This window comes from Bradyrhizobium sp. SZCCHNS30572, from assembly GCF_032484415.1.
Taxonomy (GTDB): domain Bacteria; phylum Pseudomonadota; class Alphaproteobacteria; order Rhizobiales; family Xanthobacteraceae; genus Bradyrhizobium.
Genome location: NZ_JAUESY010000004.1, coordinates 488,522 through 513,860 on the forward strand (window position 1 = coordinate 488,522; position 25,339 = coordinate 513,860).

The following is a 25,339-nucleotide window of genomic DNA, read 5'->3' on the forward strand; positions in this document are numbered from 1 at the left end:
GGCGCCGCAGGAAAGCCAGGGGAGGGACGGGAATGACAGATCCACATGTCGGAGACCACGAGCAGCAGGAGGGACGTCCGTCGACCGGCCTGCTCTCGCGGATCAACGCCGTCATCGCGCGCGTCGGCATGTATCTGTCCGTCGCCGGCCTGCTCGTCATCGTCACCATCGTCTTCTACCAGGTGTTCGGACGCTACGTTCTCAACTCCAGCCCGACCTGGACCGAGAACCTGGCGCTGGTCCTGATCCTCTATGTCACGCTGATCGGCGCCGCCGTCGGCGTTCGCGACGCCGGCCATATCGGCATGGACAGCCTCCTCGTGATGCTGCCGGATCATCTGCGGGAAAAGATCGAGCTCGTCATCCACGTGCTGGTCGCGATGTTCGGCGTCGCGATGGCCTACAACGGCTGGATCCTCGGCGCCTCCGTGGGCACCGTGAAGATCGCCAATCTCGGCCTGCCCGAAGTCGTCCGCTACGTGCCGCTGATCGCTTCGGGAATCCTGATCGTCATGTTTTCCATCGAGCACATCATTGCTCTCTTGCGCGGCGAAGAGGTCGTCCCCTCATGGAACTGATTATTCTCGGCGTCACCTTCTTCGGCTTCCTGGTCCTCGGCGTTCCCGTTGCGTTTGCGATCGGCCTCTCGGCGATCTGCACCATCCTCTATGAAGGCCTGCCGGTTGCCGTCATCTTCCAGCAGATGATGTCGGGGATGAACATCTTCTCGTTCCTCGCCATCCCGTTCTTCGTCTTCAGCGGCGAGCTGATGCTGCATGGCGGCGTCGCGGACAAGATCGTGCAGCTCGCCAAGAATCTCGTCGGTCACATCCGCGGCGGGCTCGGCATGTCGAACGTCGTCGCCTGCACGCTGTTCGGCGGCGTCTCCGGCTCTCCCGTGGCCGACGTGTCGGCGATGGGCGCGGTGATGATCCCGATGATGAAGAAGGAAGGGTTCGACACCGACTACGCCGTCAACGTCACCACCCACGCCTCGCTGGTCGGCGCGTTGATGCCGACCAGCCACAACATGATCATCTATGCGCTCGCCGCCGGCGGCAAGGTGTCGATCGGCGCGCTGATCGCCGCGGGTCTTCTTCCGGCGCTCGTGCTGATGGTCTGCATGCTGGTCGCCGCCTACGCGGTCGCCGTGAAGCGCGGCTATCCCGCGGGCAAGTTTCCCGGCTGGGCGGAGGTGTTCCGCTCGTTCGCCGCGGCGCTGCCCGGCCTCTTGATCGTCGGCATCATCCTGGCGGGCATCCTGTCCGGCGTGTTCACGGCCACCGAGTCCGCGGCCGTCGCGGTCACCTACACGATCCTGCTGACGTTCTTCATCTACCGCACGATGACCTTGCAGAACTTCCTGCGGGCCGCCGCCAAGGCGGTCAAGACGACCGGCGTGGTGCTGCTGCTGATCGGCGTCTCCACCATGTTCCAGTACCTGATGGGATTGTACGAGGTCGCCGATTTCGCCGGCGACCTGATGAGCAAGGTGTCGACGCAGCCCTGGATGATCTTCCTGCTGATCAACGTCATCCTGTTCCTGCTCGGCACGTTCATGGACATGGCGGCGACCATCCTGATCTGCACCCCGATCTTCCTGCCGATCGCGATGAAGGCGGGCATGGATCCGGTGCAGTTCGGCATGCTGATGCTGATCAACTGCGCGCTGGGCCTCAACACCCCGCCGGTCGGCACCACGCAGTTCGTCGGCTGCGCCATCGGCGGCATCTCGGTCGGCGCGGTCATGCGCACCATCCTGCCGTTCTACGCCGCGCTGATCGCCGCCCTGATGTTCGTGACCTACGTGCCGGCCTTCTCGCTGTGGCTGCCGCGGCTGCTGATGGGGTATAAGGGATAGGTCGTCCGAGCGTTCGCCGGTCTTGGCCGGCGAACCGCGCCTGCGGTGGTTTGCGCCACGGCAGCGGAAAGACTCCGCTTGCGACCGACGACCGCAGGCTTTTTCGAAATAGCTCAGTCGTTTCAATCACGTCGGATGGCGCTTCGCATCAGTGGCAGCATAGCCACCCGAGTGTCGGCAACCTGCAGGCGGACCGAAAGAGGGCCGCACAAGGCGAACGGCTCTACTAGAACGGAAGATCATCATCGACCGATGTCAGCCTGTCGGCCTCCCTTGAAAGACCGCCCTCCCTCAGCAGTTCTAAAAGCCGATCTTTCGGCATGAGTTCGTGGTCGTAAACATATTGCAAGAAGGCATTGAAACTGTGGGAGCCTCTCAGGTCAGCCCCATTCCACGAAGCACGAACTATCATTTCGACATCTCCGGCAGTGAACGAAGCGAGAAGCGGTTCCACCACTAGCCCGTAGATCGAATTTGCATCTGGCCAATTCCGCGCGGAGCTGTACAGCCGAACTGCCTGCGCAACGATGACACGGTCTTTTGACTGCAGAACCTGCTTTAATTCCTCTGCTGAAAAGCTACTCAATCGAGACTCGGCCGTGTCTCTAAGACCTGGGAGGCTCAACGACGCCCCAATAACTGCCTGGATCCGAGCGACAGGAGCTCTTCGAAGGAAATCATTAAACTTCCTTCTATTGTCCTCGTCGAGGAAGCTCCAAGATTGCGGCACGTGGCGCAGGATTGCGAAGGTCAAAGGAAATTCCGTGTCTGAGATTTGCCTGCAAATCTTGTTTATTGCGCTTGCAATGCGGGGCTCAGCAAAAGAGGGAAAGCCGTCGCAGCAAGCGCGGAGAGCTACAAGCGTTTGGCGGCGTTCCTTCAATTGCTCAGGCCCATCGAAGAAGCCGAACAACAATTTGTCGGTGAAGGTCTTCACAAGAACGTCCTTCGGTCTACCTAGGCCCGCCGCCTTGAGTGCCGAAAGCGCCTGCTTGTAATCGGATGGAAACAGATTTGAGCCAACCACCGACACCAAACTTTGAACCGCTGCCTTGCCTTGCACGGGTGGTTGGGAGAGAACAAATTCAACGGCGTTGCGAAGGTGCAGCCGAGCGAGCTCTGCTGATGGTTGATAGTGCGCGTCCTGCCTTTGATACGTCGGATGGGCACAGCGATTCCGATCTTCCCGCAACCTTTGCAAATCTATGAGTTGCTGATGTTCAAAGAACTCGAACTTGGAATATGTTTGGTCGATGATGCTGCGTTCGAATTCTAGGCTCTTCTTTAAAGCTTCGGCATCTCCTCGTTCGACCCCCACCCGCCATCGTTCGTACGTGTCAATGAGCAATTTTGCCTCTGGATCACCTGACAGCGCTAGCTCGCGAACTTTCTCGATAAGGTCAAAAACGACAGCTATCCACACGGATACAATGCAGGCTCTGTTTGCCCCCGCCTTGTAGCTGGCGACTGCTTCGCGCAGGTAATTGCGGGCTTCTTCTCCCCTGCATTTGAGAACCAACTCGTCGAGATCAGTGATCACGCTATGCTCCTGCACGGGCTAATACTGTAGGAGTACATCGGAAGTTGTATGGCGGCTACCGACCAAACATTGATTGAGTGGATGAATCGCCGCCACGTCCTGCTACCGGTGTCTGTTGAGGTATAAAAATACGGACATCAGTGGATCGGCAAGCGTCCTGATGCACCGGAACGGAAGTACCTCGGGCCTAAGCCCGGCTTCAACCGTCAGCAATTCGGGACGGTCTGCAACATGCTTGCACAAAGGAAATAGCGAGATCGCCGACGCCACCGGCCTGACCCGCCAGACCATCTACCACATCCGAGTTGATCGCGCAGCGGCTGAAGCGGCTTTGGCAAGTTGGGCAGCCTAAGAGAAGGTCAAACCTAAGCGCATCGGTCCGCCCCGATCAGTGTCTTTCCAAGCACGACACGGCAATCACCCGCCAATCAGGGATTTGGCGGGTCTTTATCAAAGAAGTCGCCCTGCCTTGGATCGGGCCGTTCGCGCTCCTCGGAAGGGGCCGCCGGACGTCGGGCAAGCTCGGCTTCGGCCATGAAATATCCATCGGCGAAGACCCTAAGCATCTCTATTTTTCTGTCTTCGCTGACGCGCGGAATGTCGCCGGCCTCAATGACCCGCAATTCCCTCAGAGGCTCACGCCCCTTCACTCTTGGAACACTGAAATCCAGAATCTGGAATTTTGCTGCGGCGAGATCAGGATCGTCCGCCAGCAACTCGTCGACGAGCGTCACGAAAAGCGACAACCGCTCTCTGGCAAGCGGATTCTGGCGCCAGAAACTGAACCAAGGAAAGGTAAGCTGGCCACCTACTCCGTACAGAAGCGGAGGATCGAACGGCACCATGAGCCCACGGCCGATCGAATAGTATCGACGGTCGATCGACTGAACAAAATCCGGCGTCACATCAGCGAAATGGTCCCGGATGAGCGGAAGAACCTCAAGAAAATTCTTCCGAACATCGGCACGCTTCACAGCCCGCTTGATGCCTTCAACGATCTCGTCATAGGGCTGGTTGAAAACCAGCATATCGCGAGCGGCCAAGAACAGAGCGTTGTAATTGAACGTAGGTGGATTGTTTACCAGACGGACGAGCGTCTTGCAGGTACGCTCAGGCGTGTCCTGCCAATTTCGCGCGAGATGCTGAACTGATGGCACTTTCGGTTTGGCCACGGTTACCTCTCATTGCAGCGTGTATGGCGCTATGTGCTTCGAGTAGAAACTAACTATATCCTCGTCTGCGATCTTCATACCCGGGTTGACAGAACCTGAGTGATTCCAAACCTTATACCACGGACCACCCTTGACATGGGTTAGTTCCACCAAATCACCAGGGCGGAGTCGGGAGTAAAAGGCAACAATTTTCCTGAGTATATCTGTAGTTGACGCATCGAATTTGTATTGAACAACTTGACTCTGTCCGGTTGCTGGATCGATTCGGCACGCTCTTCCTCGAATGGGCGATCTGTCGTTGCCCTTGAACTCTCGGTAAAGATACGGAAGCACCGGCCCGAGCTCCCACGCCTCAAATCTATGGGCGATCAGAGGGGCCTTAAGCTCGATCAACGACCAAGCATGACAAAAGTATACAATCTTCTGGAGCGAGAGGTTTGTTACTTCGACTCCTCGCTTTTCACATTCATCTAGGACGAAGTTCGCGATCGCGCGGCCATCGTGAGCCATCTTTTGGCGCTCCGCTGTCCCCAACGCTTTTGGCACACAGTTGCGGCAGCAACCGCGGCTTGTTCATTGGATACTGATTATATCGTTTTCCCGGCTCTTGCCCCAACACCTTTCTAAGCGATGTAGAGTGGACATGCAGCAACGCTATGCGGCCATATTGATCGCCCCGTCGCATACCACCCATCTCCAAACTGCCCGTCGTGCCAGTCTGTCGCAGCATTTCGGCTTGCGCCGTCGGGCAAATCACCTGCACATTTCCGCGCGTCCCTGCTGCCGCATGAGGGGCGTGTCGCGACCGTCACGAGACGTTGGCAGTGGGATGCGATGGGCGTGTGTCGTTGCAGCGTGATTGAGTTCGCGCGGACGAACAAGGATGCACGCACGGTCAAGTCGCGCGGTCCTGATATCCCGACGCTGATATCAACTCATGACGAAGCTTTCGCTTCGCGTGGGGATGGTGGCCACCAAGCCCGGCGCACCAGGGAGAACGCGAAGCAGCCGTTAAAACCAATCGCGCAGGGAGGGCCGGATGATCCGGCGCGTACCTGTGGTTCCTGCCGCCAGCATTTTCCTTCGCTGGCGGGCCATGGGTGCGGTCGGCACCCGGCTCTCCCTGCGCCCTCATGATTTCGAGGGCGAGACGATCGGCATGGCTCGGGCGCAAAGCGCGCCACGAGGCTGATAGGTCTTGCCCTAAACGAGAAAGACCACGGCGGTCATGGTGATCACTCAACACGAAGGCGGTGCCCACCCTCCCCTGGAGGGGGAGGGTCGCCTCACGGAGAGCGCAGCGAAACGTGAGGCGGGGTGGGGTGATCTCTCCTCCGGCGCTGGCGTGCGTGGAGAGATCACCCCCGCTCGCCCGCTTCGCGTGCGATCGACCCTCCCCCTCCAGGGGAGGGTGGAGGCTCGCAGCCGGCAGCAGCGGCATCACGGATGCCCGAAGCAAAATCGTTCGCAATCTCGGTGAAACGCGTGAGGCCGACGTGTCGAAGACATCGGCCCAATCGACACCGACCTCTATTCGACCGCAACGCGCATCAGCGCGCTCGTCCGTCGCAGATCTCTTGTGCGGGGGAGGTCACCACCAAAAATGGTGCCCAGGAAAGGACTCGAACCTTCACGGCCGTTAAGCCACTGGCACCTGAAGCCAGCGCGTCTACCAATTCCGCCACCTGGGCATGGGGGCGCTGTGTACGGATCGAACGGGCGCTTGTCAAACCGCTGAACGCCCAAGATGACAATTTTTCTCACCCCATGCGCAAAAACACGGCTCCCTTTTCCGCGGTGCGGGCGATGGGCTATACAGCGGCCCAGGATGGCGGGCCGCGGGGTGCGAATCGCCGCTGACAGCTATCTCGTCCGGGGCGGACCGACCGCCCGGCAATCCCAGGACTCATTCCATGGCATCGAATCTGGACACATTGGTTACCGTCTTCGGCGGCTCCGGCTTCGTCGGGCGCAACGTGGTCCGGGCGCTGGCCAAGCGCGACTACCGCATCCGCGTCGCGGTGCGTCGGCCGGAGCTGGCCGGCCATCTGCAGCCGCTCGGCCGGGTCGGCCAGATCCACGCCGTACAGGCCAATCTGCGCTATCCCGACTCGGTCGCATCGGCGCTGCGTGACAGCCATGTCGCGATCAACCTCGTCGGCGTCCTGACCGAGAGCGGCGCGCAGACCTTCGAGGCCGTGCAGGCCGAGGGCGCCGCCACCGTCGCCAAGGCGGCGGCCGCCGCCGGCGCCCGCATGGTGCACGTCTCGGCGATCGGCGCCGACGCAGAGTCGGCGTCGAGCTATGCCCGCGCCAAGGCGGCCGGCGAGGCCGCCGTGCTGGCCGCGGTGCCCGAGGCCGTGATCATGCGCCCCTCGGTCGTGTTCGGCCCCGAGGACCAGTTCACCAACCGCTTTGCGGGGCTCGCCCGGATCTCGCCGTTCCTGCCGCTGATCGGCGGCGGCGAGACGAAGATGCAGCCGGTCTATGTCGGCGACGTCGCCACCGCGGTGGCCGATGCGGTCGACGGCAAGGCGCAGCCGGGCGCGACCTACGAGCTCGGCGGGCCCGAGGTGCTGAGCTTCCGGGAAATCCTGAAAATCATCCTCGACATCACCGACCGCGACCGCGCGCTGCTGCCGTTGCCGTTCGGGCTCGCCAAACTGCAGGCCACAATCCTGCAGTTCGCGCCGGGGCCGCTGAAGCTGACGCCGGACCAGGTCGAGCTGTTGCGCCACGACAACGTGGTGTCGGAGGCGGCGAAGGCGGCGGGGCTGACGCTGCAGGGCCTCGGCATCACGCCGGATTCGCTCGAGGCGGTCGCTCCGCAATATCTCTGGCGCTTCCGTCCCTCAGGACAGTTCCAGCGTAAGAACGCGTGAGGGGCCACCGGCCTCTCCACGTCATTGCGAGGAGCGAAGCGACGAAGCAATCTAGAGTCCCGGACACCACACTGGATTGCTTCGCTTACGCTCGCAATGACGGTGGATGGAGCTGGGGCTCAGCTCATTTCCCCAGCGCCAGTGCGATCAGGCCGAGGGTGCCGACGATGACGCGCCACCAGGCGAACAGCACGAAGCCGTGGCGGGTGACGTAGCCGAGGAAGGCCTTCACCACGATCATCGCAGTGATGAAGGAGACGACGAAGCCGATGGCGATCAGGCCGAGATGGTCCGCCGTCATCTCGGCGCGGCTCTTGTAGAAGTCGTAGACGAAGGCGCCGACCATGGTCGGGATCGCCAGGAAGAAGGAGAACTCCGCGGCCGAGCGCTTGTCGCCGCCGAGCAGCATCGCCGCCACGATGGTGGCGCCGGAGCGCGACACGCCGGGGATCATGGCCAGGCACTGCGCGACGCCGATCCACAGATACATCATCAGCGGATAGCGCGTGGCGTCGTGCTCCCGCGGCTTGAGATCGATCTGATCGACCCACAGCAGGATGGCGCCGCCGACGATCAGCGAGAAGCACACGACCCAGGGATCGAACAGGAGCGCCTTGATGTACTTGCCGGCGATGAGGCCGACGATGACGGCGGGCAGGAAGGCGATCAGCACGCCGATGATGAAGCGGCGGTCGTCAGGGTTCGTCAGCGCGCCGATCGCGACGCGGTACAGCTTGAAGAAGTACAGCGCGACGATGGCGAGGATGGCGCCGAGCTGGATCAGGATCGCAAAGCTCTTCCAGAACCCCTCGTCGCCGAGCCCGAAAAAGCGCTCGGCGAGCAGCAGATGGCCCGTCGAGGATACGGGAAGAAACTCGGTGACGCCCTCGACGATGCCGAGAAGCACCGCCCGCAGCGTATCTGACATCATTGATCGGATCCTGGATGGCCGGCAAAACGCCGCCCTTCTCGCCTATTCGGCCCCCGCCCGCAATTGCAAAAAGCGCTCGAACCGGCCACATCCGATGAATGAACCGGCGTGTGATCGGCCATGCGAATCAGAACGAGGCAATGCCGGACGGCGGATCGGGCGCGCCGATCGCTGTTCCCGAAGCGTCGTTTCCCGCATGACCGCCCGTCGCCCTACTGCTTACACTTTCGCCGACCATGCGCTAATGGTCCGATTCGCGAGCGCACCCGCGCGCCGGTATCGGGACGAGGCGTCGGTGCGAACCGATGGTTGATTGTTCGTTAAGCGCCGTAGCCGCGGAATCGTCGAAAGGCTCCATGTACACGCTCTACCACCATCCCTTCTGCCCGCATTCACGCTTCGTCCGGCTGGTGCTCGGCGAATACGGGCTCGATCTGCGCCTGGTGGAGGAACGCGCCTGGGAGCGCCGCGAGGCGTTTCTCGTGCTCAACCCCGCGGCAACCACGCCGGTGCTGTCGGTCGAAGGCCTGCCGCCGGTGCCCGGTGTCGGCGTGATCGCCGAATTCATCGACGAGACCTGCGGGCCCGAGATGGGTGATCGCCGGCTGATGCCGGCCTCGGCGGCCGAGCGCATCGAGGTGCGCCGACTGATGGACTGGTTCAACACCAAGTTCTTCGAGGAGGCCTCGAACCTGCTGGTCACCGAGCGCATCTACAAGCGCTTCATGAGCGAGGAGGATGGCGGCGGGCCGCCGTCGACCGACGTGATTCGCGCCGCCAAGACCAATGTGCGCTATCATCTCGCCTATATCGGCTGGCTGGCGCAGCGGCGCAATTTCCTGGCTGGCGACCGCCTGACCTATGCCGACCTCGCCGCCGCCGCGCATCTGTCGGCGATCGACTATCTGGGCGACGTGCCATGGATCGAGGACGACGCAGCGAAGGCGTGGTACGCGCGGGTGAAGTCGCGGCCGTCGTTCCGGCCGCTGCTCTCCGACTGGCTGGCGGGCGTGCCGGCGTCGCGGACCTATGTGGATCTGGACTTCTGAGCGCCGCTAGGCCCACGCCGGAGACGTTGAAGGCGGCGCTGGCCGCCGAGGCGCAACGGCTGGGCTTCGATGTCGTCGGTATCACCGCCCCGGTCGTGAGTGCCGAACGGGCCGCTGCGTTCGAACGCTTCCTCGCCGCCGGCCAGCACGGCGACATGGACTGGCTGGCGCGCGAGCCGTCCCGCCGCACCGATCCCACCACGCTGTGGCGCGAGGTCCGCAGCATCATCATGCTCGGCGTCAATTACGGCCCCGACGAGGACCCTCGCGCGGTCCTGTCCCGGCGCAGCAATGCTGCGATTTCGGTCTATGCCCGCGGGGACGATTATCACGACGTCATCAAGAAGAACCTCAAGGCGCTCGCTCGCTGGCTGGTCGCGCAGGCCGGCTGTGATGTGAAGGTGTTCGTCGACACCGCGGCCGTCATGGAGAAGCCGCTGGCCGAAGCGGCCGGGCTCGGCTGGCAGGGCAAGCACACCAACTTGGTGTCGCGCGGCTTCGGCTCCTGGCTGTTCCTCGGCGCCATCTACACCACGCTGGCGCTGCCGGCGGACGCGCCGGAGCGGGATCATTGCGGCTCGTGCCGGGCCTGCCTCGACAGCTGCCCGACCGCGGCGTTCCCGGCCCCCTACAGCCTCGATGCGCGGCGCTGCATCTCGTATCTGACGATCGAGAACAAGGGGCCGATCCCGCGCGAGTTCCGCAAGGCGCTGGGCAACCGCATCTATGGCTGCGACGACTGCCTCGCCGCCTGCCCCTGGAACAAGTTCGCGCAGGCGGGACGCGAGGCGAAGCTGGCGGCGCGCGACGCGTTGCGCGCGCCTTCGCTGGCGGAGCTGGCGGCGCTCGACGATGCCGCGTTCCGCGCGTTGTTCGCGAAATCGCCGATCAAGCGCATCGGCCGCGACCGCTTCCTGCGCAACGTGCTGATCGCGATCGGCAACTCCGGCGATGTGGCGCTGACGTCGTCAGCCGAGCGGCTGGCCGCCGATCCGAGTCCGCTGGTGCGCGGTGCCGCCGCCTGGGCGCTCGCTGGGCTGCTCGACGAGGCTGCTTACGCGCGGCGTGCGGAGGCGGCGCTGACGTCAGAGACCGACGAGAGCGTCCGCGCGGAATGGCAGGCGCGATGCTGAAGGGGGCCGCGTCAGCCCATCTCGCCGACGGCGGCCAGCATGCGCGTGATGTCCTGCGGACGCGACAGCCGGTGGTCACCGTCCTGGATCATGGTCAGCACCACGTCTTCGGCCGGCAGGCGGTGGGTCAGTGCGAACGCATGCTGCCAGGGAACGTCGCGGTCCTGCGCGCCCTGCAGGATGCGCACCGGGCAGCCGACCTTGATGGCACCGCCGAGCAGCAGATGGTTGCGCCCGTCCTCGATCAACGCCCTGGTGATGGGATAGGGCTCGCCATACTCCGACGGACGCATCCAGACGCCGTTGGTTTCGATCTCGGTCCGGACCGCCGGCGCAAAGCCCTTCCACATCAGCTCCTCGGTGAAATCGGGCGCCGGGGCGATCAGGACCAGGCCCGCCAGCGTTGCTTCGGCCGGGTCCTTGAGCAGCTCGCGCGCCAGCAGCAGCGCCATCCAGCCGCCCATCGAGGAACCGATCACGACCTGGGGTCCGCGGCAGAATTGCCGGAACACCGCGACGCTCTCCTCGAGCCAGCGGCTGATGGTGCCGTCGACGAAGCGCCCGCCGGATTCGCCGTGCCCGGAATAGTCGAAGCGGACGCAGGCGCGGCCGCGCTCGGCGGCCCAGGCGTCGAGGGCCAGGGCCTTGGTGCCTTTCATGTCGGAATTGAAGCCACCGAGCCAGAACAGCCCGGGCGGACGGCCTGGCCGCGCCCGCACCGCGATCCGGCGCGACGATTCGCCCGCGCCGACGGCGACGAAGACGGGCGGATCGGCATTTTCTGCAGCAGGGTTCATGGATCGTTACTCGCTGTCGGGTGTTGTGTGGGCGAACCGGCCGTTTCCGTCAATCGGCGCGGCCCGACGCAGCCGCTTGCGAAAGCGCGCCGCGCACTCTATGTCCCCCGGCGGAACCACGAGGGCCCCGAAAAAGCGCGAGTTTGATCGCAATTCTCGGCCGTGTGGCATTCCTTGGGGGAATGCATCGACGCGCAAGTCTCGCGCATGCGACGCAGGAGCCGCGACGACCGGGCGGAATTTCGACGCACCGGACCGTTGCGACCTTGCCCGCGAAAGCATCTTCCTTCAAACTAGCCGCCTTCTTCCACAACCTTGGAGCACTACCCATTCGCCGCCCCAATCGAGCCCCGCCCGCTGCCGTCAAAGACGGGCCGCGTACCAATGATGAGATTCGCAATGCGCAGATCCAGCTGATCGATGCCGAAGGCACCAACCGTGGTGTCGTCGAGACCGTTGTCGCGATCAAGATGGCCGCTGATGCCGGCATGGATCTGGTCGAGATTTCGCCGAACAACTCGCCTCCCGTCTGTAAGATCATGGACTACGGGAAGTACAAATATTCGGCGCAGAAGAAGGCCGCCGAGGCCCGCAAGAAGCAGAAGGTCGTCGAGATCAAGGAGATCAAGCTCCGCCCGATGATCGACGACCACGACTACGACGTGAAGATGCGCGCGATGCAGCGGTTCTTCGAAGAGGGCGACAAGGTCAAGATCACGCTGCGCTATCGCGGCCGCGAAATGGCGCACCAGGAGATCGGCACCAAGCTGCTCGACAAGGTGAAGTCCGACGTGGCGGCGTTCGCCAAGGTCGAGCAGGACGCCAGGTTCGAGGGACGTCAGGTGGTCATGGTTCTGGCGCCGCGCTAGGTCCAGCACGCCGACACCTGAAGCCGGGCCCGCCACGCGTTTGGCGGGCTTTTCTCTTGGGGCGCCCGTCAGGGCCGCTCTTGCGGGCCCGGGTCAGGACCGCGTCGCCTGCCACCGCCCCCTGCAGGTCCCGGACGAGCCTTTGCCGCTCCAGCGGCCGACGCCGGACGTGGCGCCAAGCCGGCCGGTGCCGCTGGCCGAGGCACCACCCTGGGATACCCGCACGGTGACGGCGCCGCCGCGGCCAACCGAGCCGGTAATGTTGGCGGTGCTGTTCGAGAGGACCCGGCCGCCGCTGATCCGGATCGGGAAGCTGTAGCCCTGGTCGCAACTGCCGGCCTCGGTGATGATGAGCACGGTCCAGGCGCCATCGAAGCCGGCAGCGTGCGCCGGCCCTGCCGGCAGGCCCGCGAGGCCCGTCAGCAGCGCGGTCGCGAAGGCGGCGGAGATGGCGCGGCGAATGAGGCGGGTCATGGTCGATCCTCGACTGTCATGGTCGGCTGATCATGGGTCGGAATAGCTGATTCCGTGGTTCGACGTTGCCAACGGGCTTTGTCTCTGGCATAAGCGCGGCCTTCGTCGCCCGGCTGATCAAGGGCTGCCGTGGCGATGTTTCTGTGCGGGTGGGTCCTGGTTTGGACCCGAAACCTGAGCACAACCAACGCTCTAACGAGCATTTTCGCCGAATGGCGCCGCTTTAGCGGGCGGCTTGCCGTTGGCATCAAGGAGAGCCAAATGCCCAAGCTGAAGACCAAATCCGGCGCCAAAAAGCGCTTCAAGGTGACTGCCACCGGCAAAGTGATGCACGCCCAGCGCGGCAAGCGCCACGGCATGATCAAGCGGACGAAGAAGCAGATCCGGCAGCTGCGCGGCACCCGCGTGCTGTTCAAGACCGACGGCGACAACGTCAAGAAGTACTTCTTGCCGAACGCCTGACCGGCCTCTCGCTTCCGAACCCTGGCCGCCTCAAAGCCGCGGCTGATCGTCATCTCTGAATCCAAGGATTTCCGGCATGTCTCGCGTCAAACGCGGTGTGACCGCCCACGCCAAGCACAAGAAAGTCTTCAAGGCCGCCAAGGGCTATTACGGCCGCCGCAAGAACACGATCCGCACCGCCAAGCAGGCCGTCGAGAAGGCCGGCCAGTATGCGTTCCGCGATCGCAAGCGCAAGAAGCGCACCTTCCGCGCGCTCTGGATCCAGCGCCTGAACGCCGCCGTGCGTCCCTTCGAGCTCACCTACAGCCGATTTATCGACGGCCTGTCGAAGTCCGGCATCACCGTCGACCGCAAGGTGCTGTCGGATCTCGCGATCAACGAGCCCGCCGCGTTCCAGGCGATCGTTGAGAAGGCCAAGGCGGCGCTCGCCGCCTGATCGCCTCCGCATCGTGAGGATTTCAAAAGCGGCCGATGCTCTCGGCCGCTTTTTGCTATCCGGCGACATCAATCCTTCGCTTGACCCGTGTCGCCCGCGCGGCGACAACCCAGCCGCCTTTTGTCCCGCGGAGATTTTGCCCGTGTCCGACCTCGCTTCGCTCGAAACCTCGATCCTCGACCAGATCGCCGCCGCCGGCGATGAAGCCGCGCTGGAAGCCGTCCGCGTCGCAGCGCTCGGCAAGAAGGGCTCGATCTCGGCGCTGCTGGCGACGCTCGGCAAGATGTCGCCGGACGAACGCAAGACGCAAGGCGCCGCGATCAACCTCGCCAAGGACAAGGTCACGCAGGCGCTGGCCGCGCGGCGCGACGTCCTCAAGGCCGCCGCGCTCGACGCCCGTCTCGCCGCCGAGACCATCGACGTCACCCTGCCGCTGCAGGATTCGCCGGCCGAGACCGGCCGCATCCATCCGCTCAGCCAGGTGATGGACGAGCTGACCACGATCTTCGCCGATATGGGCTTTTCGATCGCGGAAGGTCCCGACGTCGAGACCGACGACTACAACTTCACCAAGCTGAACTTCCCGGAAGGCCATCCGGCGCGGGAGATGCACGACACGTTCTTCTTCAATCCGAAGCCGGACGGCTCGCGCATGCTGCTGCGAACCCACACCTCGCCGGTGCAGGTGCGGACCATGCTCAGCCAGAAGCCGCCGATCCGCGTGATCTGCCCGGGCCGCACCTATCGCATCGATTCGGACGCGACCCACACGCCGCAATTCCACCAGGTCGAGGGCCTCGTCATCGACAAGGGCTCGCATCTCGGTCACCTCAAATGGATCCTGCATGAGTTCTGCAAGGCGTTCTTCGAGGTCGACCACATCAACATGAAATTCCGGCCGTCGTTCTTCCCGTTCACCGAGCCGTCGCTTGAGGTCGACATCCAGTGCCGCCGCGACAAGGGCGAGATCCGCTTCGGCGAGGGCGAGGACTGGCTGGAGATTCTCGGCTGCGGTATGGTGCACCCGAACGTGCTGCGCGCCTGCGGCATCGATCCCGACGAATACCAGGGCTTTGCCTGGGGCATGGGCATCGACCGCATCGCGATGCTGAAATACGGCATGAGCGACCTGCGCCAGCTGTTCGACGGCGACGTCCGCTGGCTGTCGCATTACGGCTTCAAGCCGTTGGAGGTCCCGACCTTGGCCGGAGGGCTGAGTTCGTGATGAGCCTCGCCCTCTCTCAGCAAACGCTCGAACTCCCTCTCCCGCTTGCGGGGGAGGGCTGGGGTGGGGGTCTCTCCGCGCAGGAGGTGTCGATGGACGACGAGAAGCCCATCTGGACAGTCTCGCCGAAGCTTCGAACGAATGCGCGCGCCCTCCGCCAAAACTCGACGGATGCCGAGAGAATATTATGGTCCGAGCTGCGCGGCCATCGCCTGCTCGGCGCGGGCTTTCGCCGTCAGGTCCCGATCGACCGCTACATCGTCGACTTCGTCTGCCACACCGCACGTCTCGTCATCGAGCTCGATGGCGGACAGCACTTCTCAACTGAAGGCGAACAGCGCGACGCTTCACGCTCAGCTGCGATCGAAGCCAAAGGATTTCACATCCTGCGCTTTGCCAATAACGACGTCGTCCTGGCCAATCGCGCCGGCGTTCTTGAAACCATTGCCGCTGCCATTGCGGCGAGAGCCCCCACCCTGACCCTCCCCCGCAAGCGGGGGAGGGAACGGGACTGAATCAGCGGAAAGAGCCATGAAATTCACGCTGTCCTGGCTGAAGGACCATCTCGACACCGACGAGTCGGTCGAGACGCTCGCCAACAAGCTCACGATGATCGGCCTCGAGGTCGAGCATCTCGAGGACAAGGCGAAGCTGCTCGCGCCGTACAAAATCGCGCGCGTCGTCTCCGCCGAGCAGCATCCGAATGCGGACCGGCTGCGGGTCTGCATGGTCGACACCGGCGACGGTGGCGCGCCGGTGCAGGTGGTGTGCGGCGCGCCGAATGCGCGCGCGGGACTGGTGTCGGTGTTCTCGCCGCCGGGCACCTACATCCCCGGCAAGAACATCACGCTGTCGGTCGGCACGATCCGCGGCGTCGAGAGCCGCGGCATGCTGTGCTCGGCGGCCGAGCTGCAGATCTCCGACGATCACGACGGCATCATGGAGCTGCCGGCGGATGCGCCGATCGGCACCCCCTACGCCGAATGGGCCGGGCTCGGCGATCCCCAATTCGAGATCAACCTGACGCCGAACCGCCAGGACTGCACCGGCGTCCACGGCATTGCCCGCGACCTCGCCGCCGCCGACATGGGCAAGCTGAAAGATCCCGGCATCAAGCCGATCAGAGGCGAATTCCCTTGCCCCGTGAAGGTCAAGGTCGAAGACGAGAAGCTGTGTCCCGGTTTCGGGCTGCGGCTGGTGCGCGGCGTCAAGAACGGACCATCGCCGAAATGGCTGCAGCAGCGCCTGACCTCGATCGGACTGCGTCCGATCAACGCGCTGGTCGACATCACCAACTACATGACCTTCGACCGCGCCCGCCCGCTGCACGTGTTCGACGCCAAGAAGGTCAAGGGCAATCTGGTCGTCCGCCGCGCGCGCGATGGCGAAAGCTTGCTGGCGCTGGATGGCCGCACCTACACGCTCGACAATGCGATGTGCGTCATCGCCGATGATGCCGGTGTCGAATCGCTCGCCGGCATCATGGGCGGCGAGGCTTCGGGCTGCGATGAAGGCACCACCGACGTGCTGATCGAATCGGCGCTGTGGAACGAGATCAACATCGCCCAGACCGGCCGCAAGCTCGGCATCAATTCCGACGCGCGCTACCGCTTCGAGCGCGGCGTCGATCCGGCCTTCATGGTGCCGGGCCTGGAGATGGCGACCAAGCTCGTGCTCGACCTGTGCGGCGGCACGCCATCGGAGACTGTCGTCGTCGGCAATCCGTTCGGCGATGACCGCATCGTCGACTTCCCGTTGACCGAGGTGAAGCGGCTGGCGGGCATCGAGGTGCCGCTGACCGAGATGCGGCGGATACTGACGCATCTCGGCTTCGTGGTCGCCGGCAACGGCCCCGTCGTGAAGGTCGCGGTGCCGTCCTGGCGCAGCGACGTGCACGGCAAGGCCGATATCGTCGAGGAAGTCGTGCGCATCGTCGGCGTCGACAAGGTGCCGATGACGCCGTTCGAGCGCGGCGACGCCCCGCGCAAGCCGGTGCTGACGCCGCTGCAATTGCGCACGCGGCGCGCCAAGCGCGCGCTGGCCGCGCGCGGCATGGTCGAAGCCGTGACGTGGTCATTCATCTCCAAGCCGGCCGCCGAATTGTTCGGCGGCGGCAAGGCCGAGCTCGCTCTCGCCAATCCGATCGCGGCCGATCTCTCGGACATGCGCCCGAGCCTGTTGCCGGGCCTGACCGCGACGGTGCAGGCCAATGCCGATCGCGGCTTCGGCGATGCCGCGATCTTCGAGGTCGGGCAGGTCTTCAAGGGCGATGGCCCCACGGATCAGTTCGTGGCCGCGAGCGGCATCCGCCGCGGCATCGCGCCGGCGAAGGGACTCGGCCGGCATTGGACGGGATCGCAGCCGGCCAACGCGTATGACGCCAAGGCCGATGCGCTCGCGGTGCTCGCGGCGGCCGGCGCGCCGATGGCCTCGCTGCAGATCGTCGCCGGCGGGCCGGCCTGGATGCATCCGGGGCGCTCCGGCACGATCCAGATGGGCCCGCAGAACGTGCTCGGGCATTTCGGCGAGCTGCATCCGCGCACGCTGGAGGCGCTGAAGGCGGACGGGCCACTGGTCGCCTTCGAGGTGATCCTGGATCGCATTCCGGCGGCCAAGGCGAAGCCGACCCGCGCCAAGCCGGTGCTGGAGCTCTCGGCATTCCAGCCGGTGTCGCGCGACTTCGCCTTCATCGTCGATCGCAAGGTCAAGGCCGGCGACATCGTCCGCGCCGCGCAGGGCGTCGACAAGAAGCTGATCACCGATGTCACCGTGTTCGACGTCTACGAGGGCAAGGGCATCGAGGACGGCAAGAAGTCGATCGCGATCGCCGTGACCCTGCAGCCACGCGACAAGACCATGACCGACGAGGAGATCGACGCGGTCGCGGCGAAGATCACGGCCGACGTGGCCAAGAAGACCGGCGGCACGTTGCGCGGATGAGCCTCTCCGGGCTCATCCCTGCCGATCTCAGCCTGTTCGCGACGATCGCGCTGGCGATCGTCGCCTTCATTGCCGCAACCGCGCGCGGCTTCTCCGGCTTCGGCGCAGCACTGATCTTCATGCCGCTCGCGAGCAGCTTTGCGACGCCCCGTCTGGTCGCGCCGCTGCTGCTGGTGATCGATTTCGTCTCGATGGCCCCGATGGTGGCGCCGGCCTGGCGCGAGGCCGACCGCAAGGCCACCGCGGTGATCGTCGCGGGTGCGCTGGTCGGCGTGCCCGTGGGCACCTATTTCCTCAGCCGGCTGGACCCGGTCACCGTCCGCTGGATCATCACCGGTTTCGTGATCGGGCTGCTTGCGCTGCTGCTGTCCGGCTGGCGCTATCGCGGCAGGGAGTACACCGCGCTGTCGGTCGTTGTCGGCTGCATCTCCGGATTCTGCAGCGGACTGGCGCAGACCGGGGGCCCGCCGATCGTCGGCTACTGGCTGGGACGCCCGATCCCGCCAAAGATCGCACGGGCGAACATCGTGCTGTTCTTCGGCGCATCGGACTTCTTCGCGATGGTGAGCTACGCAATGAGCGGGCTGATCACCTGGGATTCGCTGAAGCTTTCGCTGCTGATCGGGCCGGTCTACGCGCTCGGTGTCGCGTTCGGCGCGTCGCTGTTCGGCCGCGCCAGCGAGCAGGTGTTCCGCGCCATCTGCTATGCGCTGATCGCAATCGCCGTGATCGCCGGCCTGCCGGCCCTCGACGGCGTGCTCGGGCGGGGTTAGCCTTCCTGCAACGAAGCAGACTGGGAGGCCACCGTGATCCATCGGCGAACAATGCTCAAGCTCGCGCTGGGAACGGCCGGCGCCATCGCGGCGCCCGCGGCGTTCGCGCAAGGCGCGAAGACCGGCACGCGGATGGTCTTCCTCGGCACCAAGGGCGGCCCGCGCGTCGGCGTCGGCGCTTCGAATCCGGCCAATCTCGTCGTCGTCAACGGCACGCCGTTCGTGATCGATTGCGGCATGGGCGTCAGCCGTCAGCTCGTCAGCGCTGGGGTTCCGATCCCATCGATCAAGTACATCCTGATCAGCCATCACCATTCCGATCACAATCTCGAATACGGCAATCTGTTCTACAACGCCTGGGCCGCAGGATTGTCGACGCCGATCCAGTCGTTCGGACCGAAGGGCCTGGAGGCGATGACCAGGAGCTTCTGGGAAACCAACAAGTTCGACGTCGACACCCGCATCGCGGATGAAGGCCGGCCAGATCCGCGGCCACTCCTGGTCGCGAAGGATATCGACGCGGACGGCGTCGTGCTGAAGACGGCGGACGTGACGGTGACCGCGTTCCGCACGCCACATCCGCCGATCACCGACAACTTCGCGTACAAGTTCGAGACGCCCGAGGGCACGATCGTGTTCTCGAGCGACACGGCCTATAACCCGAAGCTTGCAGAGTTTGCCAAGGGCGCAGACGTTCTCGTGCATGAATGCCTCTATGTGCCCGCGGTCGATCGGCTGGTCGCCAAGACGAAGAACGGCTCGACGCTGAAGAAGCACCTGCTCGACAGTCACACGACCACGGAAGACGTCGGACGCATCGCCGCGGCTGCAGGCGTGAAGGTGCTGGTGCTCAGCCACTTCGTGCCCGGTGATGACCCCGAAGTGACGGACGAGGACTGGACGCGGGACGTGAAGAAGAACTACACGGGCCGCATCGTGGTCGCGAAAGACCTGATGGAATTGAAGCTGCCGGTGTAGCCAAGGCTGGGCGTGCTTCAATCGGCAACTCGCCTGCATCAGCCGTAGGGTGGGCAAAGGCGCAGCCGTGCCATTCACGCTTGAGATCGCAGTTGCGCCGTGCCCACCCTCTTGCTGATGAGCTTGCGGATCGACGGTCAATCCTCCGGCGAGGCCGAGCGCACCTTGCCACGACGGCGCGGTCGTTGCCGCTCACTGCTCGGCTCCGGTTCGGCGTCCTTGATCGCGCCGATCCGGCGCAGCGCGGCTTCCGCGGCGCGCTCGCCGGAGTCCCAGGCGCCGTCGACCGTGCCCCACAGCGCTTCGTGCGTGGCCTCTCCCGCAAGAAACAGCGGACCCAAGGGCTCGCCCAATATTTTGCGGGCGCCCTGGCTGCCGGGCGTGGCCGCCGACATCGCGCCGAGCACGCCCGGCGCCAGGTTCCAGCGCGTCGCTGCGGACGACTTCACCGCTGCGGCGGCCTCGCTTCCAAACAGCTTGCCTATCCACTCCCTGGCGAAGTCGACCATCGCCGCCTCGCCCTGCGCTGATAGTTCGCGGCCGAAGGCGCCGGCAACATCGACGGTACAAAGCGACGATCCGCCGATATTGGCAAGCAGCAGACCTGTGCGACTGGAATTGCTCTGCTCGATGATGACCTCGTCCCGCGACAGGCCGAGCGGATTGCCCGCGAGCATCAGCGCAATGTGATCATAGCTGCCGAGGCTGAGCTTCGCGGCGGCGTCGAGCTGCCGCTTGGGCAGCTCGGGCGCGAACTTGATGGCGCCTGATGTCAGCACGTTGGTCGACACCGTGAGGATGACGGCGCGCGCCGCGATTCGCCCCGCCGGCGTTTCCACCGCGACGTCGCGGTTGGCCCACACGACGCGCGTTGCTGGAGTCGACAGCGACAACGGCAACGATTCGCCGAGCCTGGCGATGAACGTGCCCAGCCCCTGGCGGCAGGCCAGCGGCGCGCTGCGATCCTGCGCACGCGCCTTGTCCATCGCGGAGAGATCGGCGAGATCCTTCCCGGTCGCGCTGGCGCCGAGCACGAATGCCGTGGTGCTGGTCCAGTCGCCCAGATCTTTCGGCAGCGCCGCGGCGCAGGACGTATCGAGCTTGCCGCGCGCCGCCTCGTCGATGGCGCGATTGGCGCGCACCAGCCCCGCCAGGAACTGCTCGGTCTCGCCGGGCCGCGCATTGCGCCGGCCGACGCGGATCTTCTGCCCGACGGGAGCCGCGACGAGATCGAGTCCGAGACCGCGCGCGAGCCTGCTGATGGGATTGCCGTCGGCGTTGAGCAGCCAGCGGGCGCCGCGATCGAACGGCACGCCGAAGGTGGCTGCATCCGTGCGGCAACGGCCGCCGAGCTGCGGCGCGGCCTCCAGCACCACGACCTTGCGATTGGCCGCGACGATGCGGCGGGCCGCGGCGACTCCCGCCGCACCCGCCCCGATCACGACAATGTCAGCCTCGCGTGGAACAGCCGCCTGCGCGGCGCGGCCGGCGATGGGCAGCACGGCCAGCGCCGCGGAAGCGGAGAGGAAGCCGCGGCGCGTGACATTCATGACATGGTTTCCGAAAGCTTTGAACCAAACGAATACCCGCGAATTTGCCGCATCTACCGCGCTGCGGCAACCGGGATGGTAAACGTGATACCGTGCAGAACGCGTCCACTATGAACCAAATTGCAACCGCAATCGACCATCATGGAAGAAGGGAAAAAACCGGCGACCGGCCAAGGTCGCCCGGGGAGCGTTATGGGTATCGTGCTTGATCAGATCGGCAAGCTGATTGCCGCCTATCTCCAGAAGGAGATCCCCGGCTATGAGCCGTTCACGCCGAGCGATCCGGACTATCTGCGCAAGGACGTCCAGCCCGGCGACGTGCTGCTCGTCGAGGGCAACAGCCGCATCTCCGGCATCATCAAATACCTCACGCAGTCGACCTGGTCGCACGCCGCGCTCTATGTCGGACCGATCGATGGCGCCGTCGAGCCCGACGGCGAGCCGCATGTGCTGGTCGAGGCCTATGTCGGCGACGGCGTGATCTCGGCGCCGCTGTCGAAATATTTCGCCTATCACACCCGTGTGTGCCGTCCGGTCGGCCTGACCTATGAGGACCGGCACACGGTGTGCCGCTACGCCATCAATCGCATCGGCTTCGGCTACGACACCAAGAACATCATCGACCTGATGCGCTATCTGATCCCGATGCCGATTCCGCAACGCTGGCGGCGGCGCATGATCGCGCTGGGCTCGGGTGATCCGACCAAGATGATCTGCTCGGCGCTGATCGCGCAGGCCTTCGATGCGGTGCGCTACCCGATCCTGCCCAAGATCACGCGGGCGCCATCGCGGCGCGCCAAGCGCGAGATCCTGCACATCCGCGATTCCTCGCTCTACATGCCGCGCGACTTCGACATCTCGCCCTATTTCGAGATCGTCAAGCCGACCATCGTCAATGGATTCGACTACACGACCCTGCACTGGGCCGACAAGCAGAAGCCGCTCGCGGAGGTAGCGGGCGAGTTCGCCGTGTTTCCAGGAGCCATCACAGCGCCGCCGCTCGTTCCTGAGACGGCTGACGAAGAGGCGACGCAGCAGGCTGCGGCTGAGGAAATAGTTGCGAAGCTCGGCGAACGGCTCGTGGTCAACGAGCATTTTCTCGTCGCCGAGCCGGTACGAAACGTCGCGCCACGTCCGACCGCGCGCCGCCGCAACAAGGTGGCGGTCTGAGCTGGGCTGACCTCAGCGATCCGACCGGCCGATCACATCCATCAACTCCGCGATCTTCTGCCGTTGATCGGCCTTGTCGCCCGATGCGATGGCGTGCTCGACGCAATGCGCGACGTGGTCGCGCAAGATCTCCTCCTCGACCCGGCGCAACGCCGCCCGCACAGCGGAGATCTGGGTGACGATGTCGATGCAGTAGCGGTTGTCCTCGACCATTTTCGACAGGCCCCTGACCTGCCCTTCGATCCGACTCAAACGTTTCTGACAGGATGTCTTGATGTCCTCGCGCATGGAGCCTATATACCCCCACAGGGTATAGGTTTCAAGAGGCTGAGCGATGTCGGAAACCAGACACGAGCATGGCGTCGCGGCGGGCGGCGAGGGCGGATGCGGCTGTGGATCGCGCGCGCGCGCGGTGGAAACCGGACACGAACAGGCATCCGCGGACAGTTGTTGCAGCGATCGTGCCGGCGCGGCGCCCGCCAGCGCTTCGGGCGGCTGCTGCGGCGGCTCGGACCCCGCCGCGCCTGAACCAGCGAAGGCAACGGATCCGGTCTGCGGCATGTCGGTCGATCCCCTGACCTCGAAGCATCGCTTCGAGCATCAGGGGCAGACCTTCCATTTCTGCTCGGCAGGCTGCCGCACCAAGTTCGCCGCCGATCCCGCCAAGTATCTCGCGACGGCCGCAGCGCCTGCAGCCGCTCGGTCATGCTGTGGCGGTCATGACCACCATGAGCATGACCCGGCAACGGTCATCGATCCCGTCTGCGGCATGAGCGTCGATCCTGCGACCTCGACACATCGTTTCGACCATCAGGGTCACACCTTCCATTTCTGCTCGGCCGGCTGCCGCACCAAGTTCGCGGCCGAGCCGGACAAATATCTCGGCGAACGCGAGCCGCCGCCGGAGATGCCGGCAGGCACGATCTACACCTGCCCGATGCATCCCGAGATCCGCCAGGAAGGCCCAGGCACCTGCCCGATCTGCGGCATGGCGCTGGAGCCCGACGTCGTCAGCCTCGACGATGCGCCCAATCCCGAGCTCGCCGACATGAGCAGGCGGTTCTGGATCGGCACTGTGCTGTCGGCACCCGTTGTCGTACTGGAGATGGGCGGACATCTCGTCGGCGGCCATGGCCTGCTCGATCCCGTGCTGTCGAACTGGATCCAGTTCGCGCTGGCGACGCCGGTCGTGCTGTGGGCCGGCTGGCCGTTCTTCGTGCGCGGCTGGCAATCGGTCCAGACCCGCAATCTCAACATGTTCACCTTGATCGCAATGGGCACGGGCGTCGCCTATGTCTACAGCGTGATCGCGACCGTCGCGCCGCAGGCGTTTCCGCCGGCGTTCCGCGGCCATGGCGGCGCGGTGGCGGTGTATTTCGAGGCGGCCTCGGTCATCACCATTCTCGTCCTGCTCGGCCAGGTGCTGGAGCTGCGCGCACGCGAAGCAACGTCGGGAGCGATCAAGGCGCTGTTGCAGCTGGCGCCGAAGACGGCGCGGCGGCTCGACACCGACGGCAACGATCATGAGGTGGAGATCGCCGAGCTCGCGGTCGGCGATCGCCTGCGTGTGCGCCCGGGCGAGAAGGTGCCGGTCGACGGCATCATTCTCGAAGGCCGCTCGTCGCTCGACGAATCGCTTGTCACCGGCGAGTCGATGCCGGTGACCAAGGACGAGGGCGAGCGCGTCATCGCGGGCACCTTGAACCAGACCGGCAGCTTCGTGATGCGCGCCGACAAGGTCGGACGCGAGACCCTGCTGTCGCAGATCGTGCAGATGGTCGCCGACGCGCAGCGCTCGCGCGCGCCGATCCAGCGCCTCGCCGACCAGGTCGCGGGCTGGTTCGTGCCGATGGTGATCGCTGCTGCCATTGCCGCCTTCGTCGCGTGGTACGCGTTCGGTCCCGAGCCGCGCTTCGCCTTCGGCCTCGTCGCCGCCGTGAGCGTGCTGATCATCGCCTGTCCCTGCGCGCTCGGTCTTGCGACGCCGATGTCGATCATGGTCGGGGTCGGCCGCGGCGCCCAGGCCGGCGTGCTGATCAAGAGCGCCGAGGCGCTGGAGCGGATGGAGAAGGTCGATACGCTGGTCGTCGACAAGACCGGCACCCTGACCGAGGGCAAGCCGAAGGTGACCAGCATCGTCACCGCTCAGGGCTTCGACGAGGCCGACGCGCTGCGGCTGGCCGCCAGCGTCGAGCGCGCCAGCGAGCATCCGCTGGCCGAGGCCATCGTCCGGCATGCCGCGGAGCGCAACATCAAGCTCGCCGACGTCAAGAACTTCGACGCGCCGACCGGCAAGGGCGCGCGCGGCGAGGTCGACGGCAAGGCCATCGTACTCGGCAATGCGACCTATCTCGCCTCGCTCGGCATCATCACCGATACGCTCGGCGTCGAGAGCAAGCGGCTGCGCGAAGAGGGCGCCACCGTGATCACGATGGCCGTCGACGGCAAGCCGTCTGCGCTGTTTGCGGTCGCCGATCCGGTCAAGGCGTCGACGCCGGAGGCGCTGAAGGTACTCGCGGCCGACGGCATCAAGGTGATCATGCTGACCGGCGACAACCGCACCACCGCCACCGCGGTCGCGCGCAAGATCGGCATCACCGAGGTCGAGGCCGAGGTGCTGCCCGAGCAGAAGAGCGCCGTGGTCGCGCGTCTGCGCGCCAGCGGCAAGATCGTCGCGATGGCCGGCGACGGCGTCAACGATGCGCCGGCGCTCGCCGCGGCCGACGTCGGCATCGCCATGGGCACCGGCACCGACGTTGCGATGGAGAGCGCCGGCATCACGCTGCTGCAGGGCGACCTCGGCGGTATCGCGCGGGCGCGAAAACTGTCGGCGGCGACGATGCGCAACATCCGCCAGAACCTGTTCTTCGCGTTCATCTACAACGCCGCCGGCATCCCGATCGCCGCCGGCATCCTCTACCCCGTGTTCGGCATCCTGTTGTCGCCGATCATCGCGGCCGCCGCGATGTCGCTGTCGTCGGTCAGCGTGGTCGGCAACGCGCTGCGGCTGCGGGCGACCGATCTTTGATACGATACCGGCGGACTTGCCGAAGCCCGCCGGCATGTCTACCTCTGCCGCGGGCTTTGCAGCGAGGGA

The 25,339-nt window shown here is 64.9% G+C and carries 23 protein-coding genes and 1 tRNA gene; 15 read left to right on the forward strand and 9 right to left on the reverse strand.

Features of this window, described 5'->3' with window-relative positions:
• Nucleotides 1-32 precede the first annotated feature (32 nt).
• Both QX048_RS13415 and QX048_RS13420 read left to right on the forward strand, forming a co-directional pair.
• Nucleotides 33-578: a TRAP transporter small permease gene (locus QX048_RS13415; protein WP_316170018.1), complete on the forward strand. Its 546-nt coding sequence runs from the start codon at nucleotides 33-35 to the stop codon at nucleotides 576-578.
• Entirely contained in the window at nucleotides 569-1,861 is a 1,293-nt protein-coding gene (locus tag QX048_RS13420) for a TRAP transporter large permease (RefSeq protein WP_315716864.1), read from the forward strand. Before QX048_RS13415 ends, QX048_RS13420 begins: the two co-directional genes overlap by 10 nt.
• A 226-nt stretch (nucleotides 1,862-2,087) precedes the next feature.
• Here QX048_RS13420 and QX048_RS13425 read toward each other — a convergent pair whose 3' ends face one another.
• The 4 genes from QX048_RS13425 to QX048_RS13435 all read right to left on the reverse strand — a co-directional run bounded on the left by QX048_RS13425 (nucleotide 2,088) and on the right by QX048_RS13435 (nucleotide 6,264).
• The gene (locus QX048_RS13425; protein ID WP_316191515.1) at nucleotides 2,088-3,401 is read right to left on the reverse strand and encodes a hypothetical protein; all 1,314 of its coding nucleotides are present in this window, start codon (nucleotides 3,399-3,401) and stop codon (nucleotides 2,088-2,090) included.
• 428 nt (nucleotides 3,402-3,829) lie between these two features.
• Nucleotides 3,830-4,573, reverse strand: coding sequence for a hypothetical protein (locus tag QX048_RS13430; RefSeq protein WP_316191516.1), 744 nt, complete (start codon nucleotides 4,571-4,573; stop codon nucleotides 3,830-3,832).
• 9 nt (nucleotides 4,574-4,582) lie between these two features.
• On the reverse strand, nucleotides 4,583-5,083 hold the full coding sequence (locus tag QX048_RS35255) for a Panacea domain-containing protein (RefSeq protein WP_410052167.1): 501 nt from the start codon (nucleotides 5,081-5,083) through the stop codon (nucleotides 4,583-4,585).
• A gap of 1,094 nt (nucleotides 5,084-6,177) precedes the next feature.
• Nucleotides 6,178-6,264, reverse strand: a tRNA-Leu gene (locus tag QX048_RS13435).
• A 222-nt stretch (nucleotides 6,265-6,486) separates the two neighbouring features.
• Between QX048_RS13435 and QX048_RS13440 the strand changes: the two genes are divergently transcribed.
• On the forward strand, nucleotides 6,487-7,455 hold the full coding sequence (locus QX048_RS13440; RefSeq protein WP_316200456.1) for a complex I NDUFA9 subunit family protein: 969 nt from the start codon (nucleotides 6,487-6,489) through the stop codon (nucleotides 7,453-7,455).
• A 124-nt stretch (nucleotides 7,456-7,579) separates the two neighbouring features.
• Here QX048_RS13440 and QX048_RS13445 read toward each other — a convergent pair whose 3' ends face one another.
• Nucleotides 7,580-8,386 carry an undecaprenyl-diphosphate phosphatase gene (locus QX048_RS13445; protein ID WP_315750479.1) on the reverse strand — a complete coding sequence of 269 codons (807 nt, stop codon included), beginning with the start codon at nucleotides 8,384-8,386 and terminating at the stop codon, nucleotides 7,580-7,582.
• Nucleotides 8,387-8,742: 356 nt separating this feature from the next.
• Between QX048_RS13445 and QX048_RS13450 the strand changes: the two genes are divergently transcribed.
• Together QX048_RS13450 and queG are read left to right on the forward strand one after the other, a co-directional pair.
• Nucleotides 8,743-9,435, forward strand: coding sequence for a glutathione S-transferase family protein (locus QX048_RS13450; protein ID WP_315716854.1), 693 nt, complete (start codon nucleotides 8,743-8,745; stop codon nucleotides 9,433-9,435).
• Nucleotides 9,384-10,568 (forward strand): tRNA epoxyqueuosine(34) reductase QueG, encoded by a 1,185-nt coding sequence (queG, locus tag QX048_RS13455; protein ID WP_316191544.1) that lies wholly within the window; start codon nucleotides 9,384-9,386, stop codon nucleotides 10,566-10,568. Before QX048_RS13450 ends, queG begins: the two co-directional genes overlap by 52 nt.
• 11 nt (nucleotides 10,569-10,579) lie before the next feature.
• Here the strand turns inward: queG and QX048_RS13460 are convergent, their stop codons facing one another.
• Nucleotides 10,580-11,365, reverse strand: a complete 786-nt coding sequence (locus QX048_RS13460; protein WP_316191517.1) for an alpha/beta hydrolase — start codon at nucleotides 11,363-11,365, stop codon at nucleotides 10,580-10,582.
• 329 nt (nucleotides 11,366-11,694) lie between these two features.
• Here QX048_RS13460 and infC point away from each other — a divergent pair, with 329 nt between their 5' ends.
• Complete coding sequence (gene infC / locus QX048_RS13465) at nucleotides 11,695-12,234, forward strand: translation initiation factor IF-3 (protein WP_315716960.1); 540 nt, start codon at nucleotides 11,695-11,697, stop codon at nucleotides 12,232-12,234.
• 93 nt (nucleotides 12,235-12,327) lie between these two features.
• On the opposite strand, the gene QX048_RS13470 is transcribed toward infC, so the two are convergent.
• A complete protein-coding gene (locus QX048_RS13470) occupies nucleotides 12,328-12,708 on the reverse strand; it encodes a hypothetical protein (RefSeq protein WP_316191518.1) in 381 nt (126 codons plus the stop codon).
• Nucleotides 12,709-12,969: 261 nt separating this feature from the next.
• Here QX048_RS13470 and rpmI point away from each other — a divergent pair, with 261 nt between their 5' ends.
• From rpmI to QX048_RS13505, 7 genes are all read left to right on the forward strand, one after another.
• On the forward strand, nucleotides 12,970-13,170 hold the full coding sequence (rpmI, locus tag QX048_RS13475; protein WP_008539890.1) for a 50S ribosomal protein L35: 201 nt from the start codon (nucleotides 12,970-12,972) through the stop codon (nucleotides 13,168-13,170).
• Nucleotides 13,171-13,246: 76 nt separating this feature from the next.
• Nucleotides 13,247-13,606 (forward strand): 50S ribosomal protein L20, encoded by a 360-nt coding sequence (gene rplT / locus QX048_RS13480; protein ID WP_012040570.1) that lies wholly within the window; start codon nucleotides 13,247-13,249, stop codon nucleotides 13,604-13,606.
• A 142-nt stretch (nucleotides 13,607-13,748) separates the two neighbouring features.
• Nucleotides 13,749-14,831, forward strand: coding sequence for a phenylalanine--tRNA ligase subunit alpha (pheS, locus tag QX048_RS13485; RefSeq protein ID WP_316166383.1), 1,083 nt, complete (start codon nucleotides 13,749-13,751; stop codon nucleotides 14,829-14,831).
• A gap of 92 nt (nucleotides 14,832-14,923) precedes the next feature.
• The gene (locus QX048_RS13490) at nucleotides 14,924-15,346 is read left to right on the forward strand and encodes an endonuclease domain-containing protein (protein WP_316191519.1); all 423 of its coding nucleotides are present in this window, start codon (nucleotides 14,924-14,926) and stop codon (nucleotides 15,344-15,346) included.
• Between the two features lie 16 nt (nucleotides 15,347-15,362).
• On the forward strand, nucleotides 15,363-17,771 hold the full coding sequence (pheT, locus tag QX048_RS13495; RefSeq protein ID WP_316191520.1) for a phenylalanine--tRNA ligase subunit beta: 2,409 nt from the start codon (nucleotides 15,363-15,365) through the stop codon (nucleotides 17,769-17,771).
• Nucleotides 17,768-18,544, forward strand: coding sequence for a sulfite exporter TauE/SafE family protein (locus tag QX048_RS13500; RefSeq protein ID WP_315750483.1), 777 nt, complete (start codon nucleotides 17,768-17,770; stop codon nucleotides 18,542-18,544). The genes pheT and QX048_RS13500 overlap by 4 nt, the downstream gene beginning before the upstream one ends.
• 33 nt (nucleotides 18,545-18,577) lie before the next feature.
• Nucleotides 18,578-19,522, forward strand: a complete 945-nt coding sequence (locus QX048_RS13505; protein WP_315750484.1) for an MBL fold metallo-hydrolase — start codon at nucleotides 18,578-18,580, stop codon at nucleotides 19,520-19,522.
• A 137-nt stretch (nucleotides 19,523-19,659) separates the two neighbouring features.
• On the opposite strand, the gene QX048_RS13510 is transcribed toward QX048_RS13505, so the two are convergent.
• Nucleotides 19,660-21,072, reverse strand: coding sequence for a flavin monoamine oxidase family protein (locus QX048_RS13510; protein WP_316191521.1), 1,413 nt, complete (start codon nucleotides 21,070-21,072; stop codon nucleotides 19,660-19,662).
• A gap of 192 nt (nucleotides 21,073-21,264) precedes the next feature.
• Here QX048_RS13510 and QX048_RS13515 point away from each other — a divergent pair, with 192 nt between their 5' ends.
• The gene (locus QX048_RS13515) at nucleotides 21,265-22,242 is read left to right on the forward strand and encodes a YiiX/YebB-like N1pC/P60 family cysteine hydrolase (RefSeq protein ID WP_315716844.1); all 978 of its coding nucleotides are present in this window, start codon (nucleotides 21,265-21,267) and stop codon (nucleotides 22,240-22,242) included.
• A 12-nt stretch (nucleotides 22,243-22,254) separates the two neighbouring features.
• Here QX048_RS13515 and QX048_RS13520 read toward each other — a convergent pair whose 3' ends face one another.
• Complete coding sequence (locus QX048_RS13520; RefSeq protein WP_315716843.1) at nucleotides 22,255-22,530, reverse strand: metal-sensitive transcriptional regulator; 276 nt, start codon at nucleotides 22,528-22,530, stop codon at nucleotides 22,255-22,257.
• Between the two features lie 271 nt (nucleotides 22,531-22,801).
• On the opposite strand from QX048_RS13520, the gene QX048_RS13525 reads away from it, so the two are divergent.
• The gene (locus QX048_RS13525; RefSeq protein ID WP_316191522.1) at nucleotides 22,802-25,270 is read left to right on the forward strand and encodes a heavy metal translocating P-type ATPase; all 2,469 of its coding nucleotides are present in this window, start codon (nucleotides 22,802-22,804) and stop codon (nucleotides 25,268-25,270) included.
• Nucleotides 25,271-25,339: the final 69 nt, after the last annotated feature.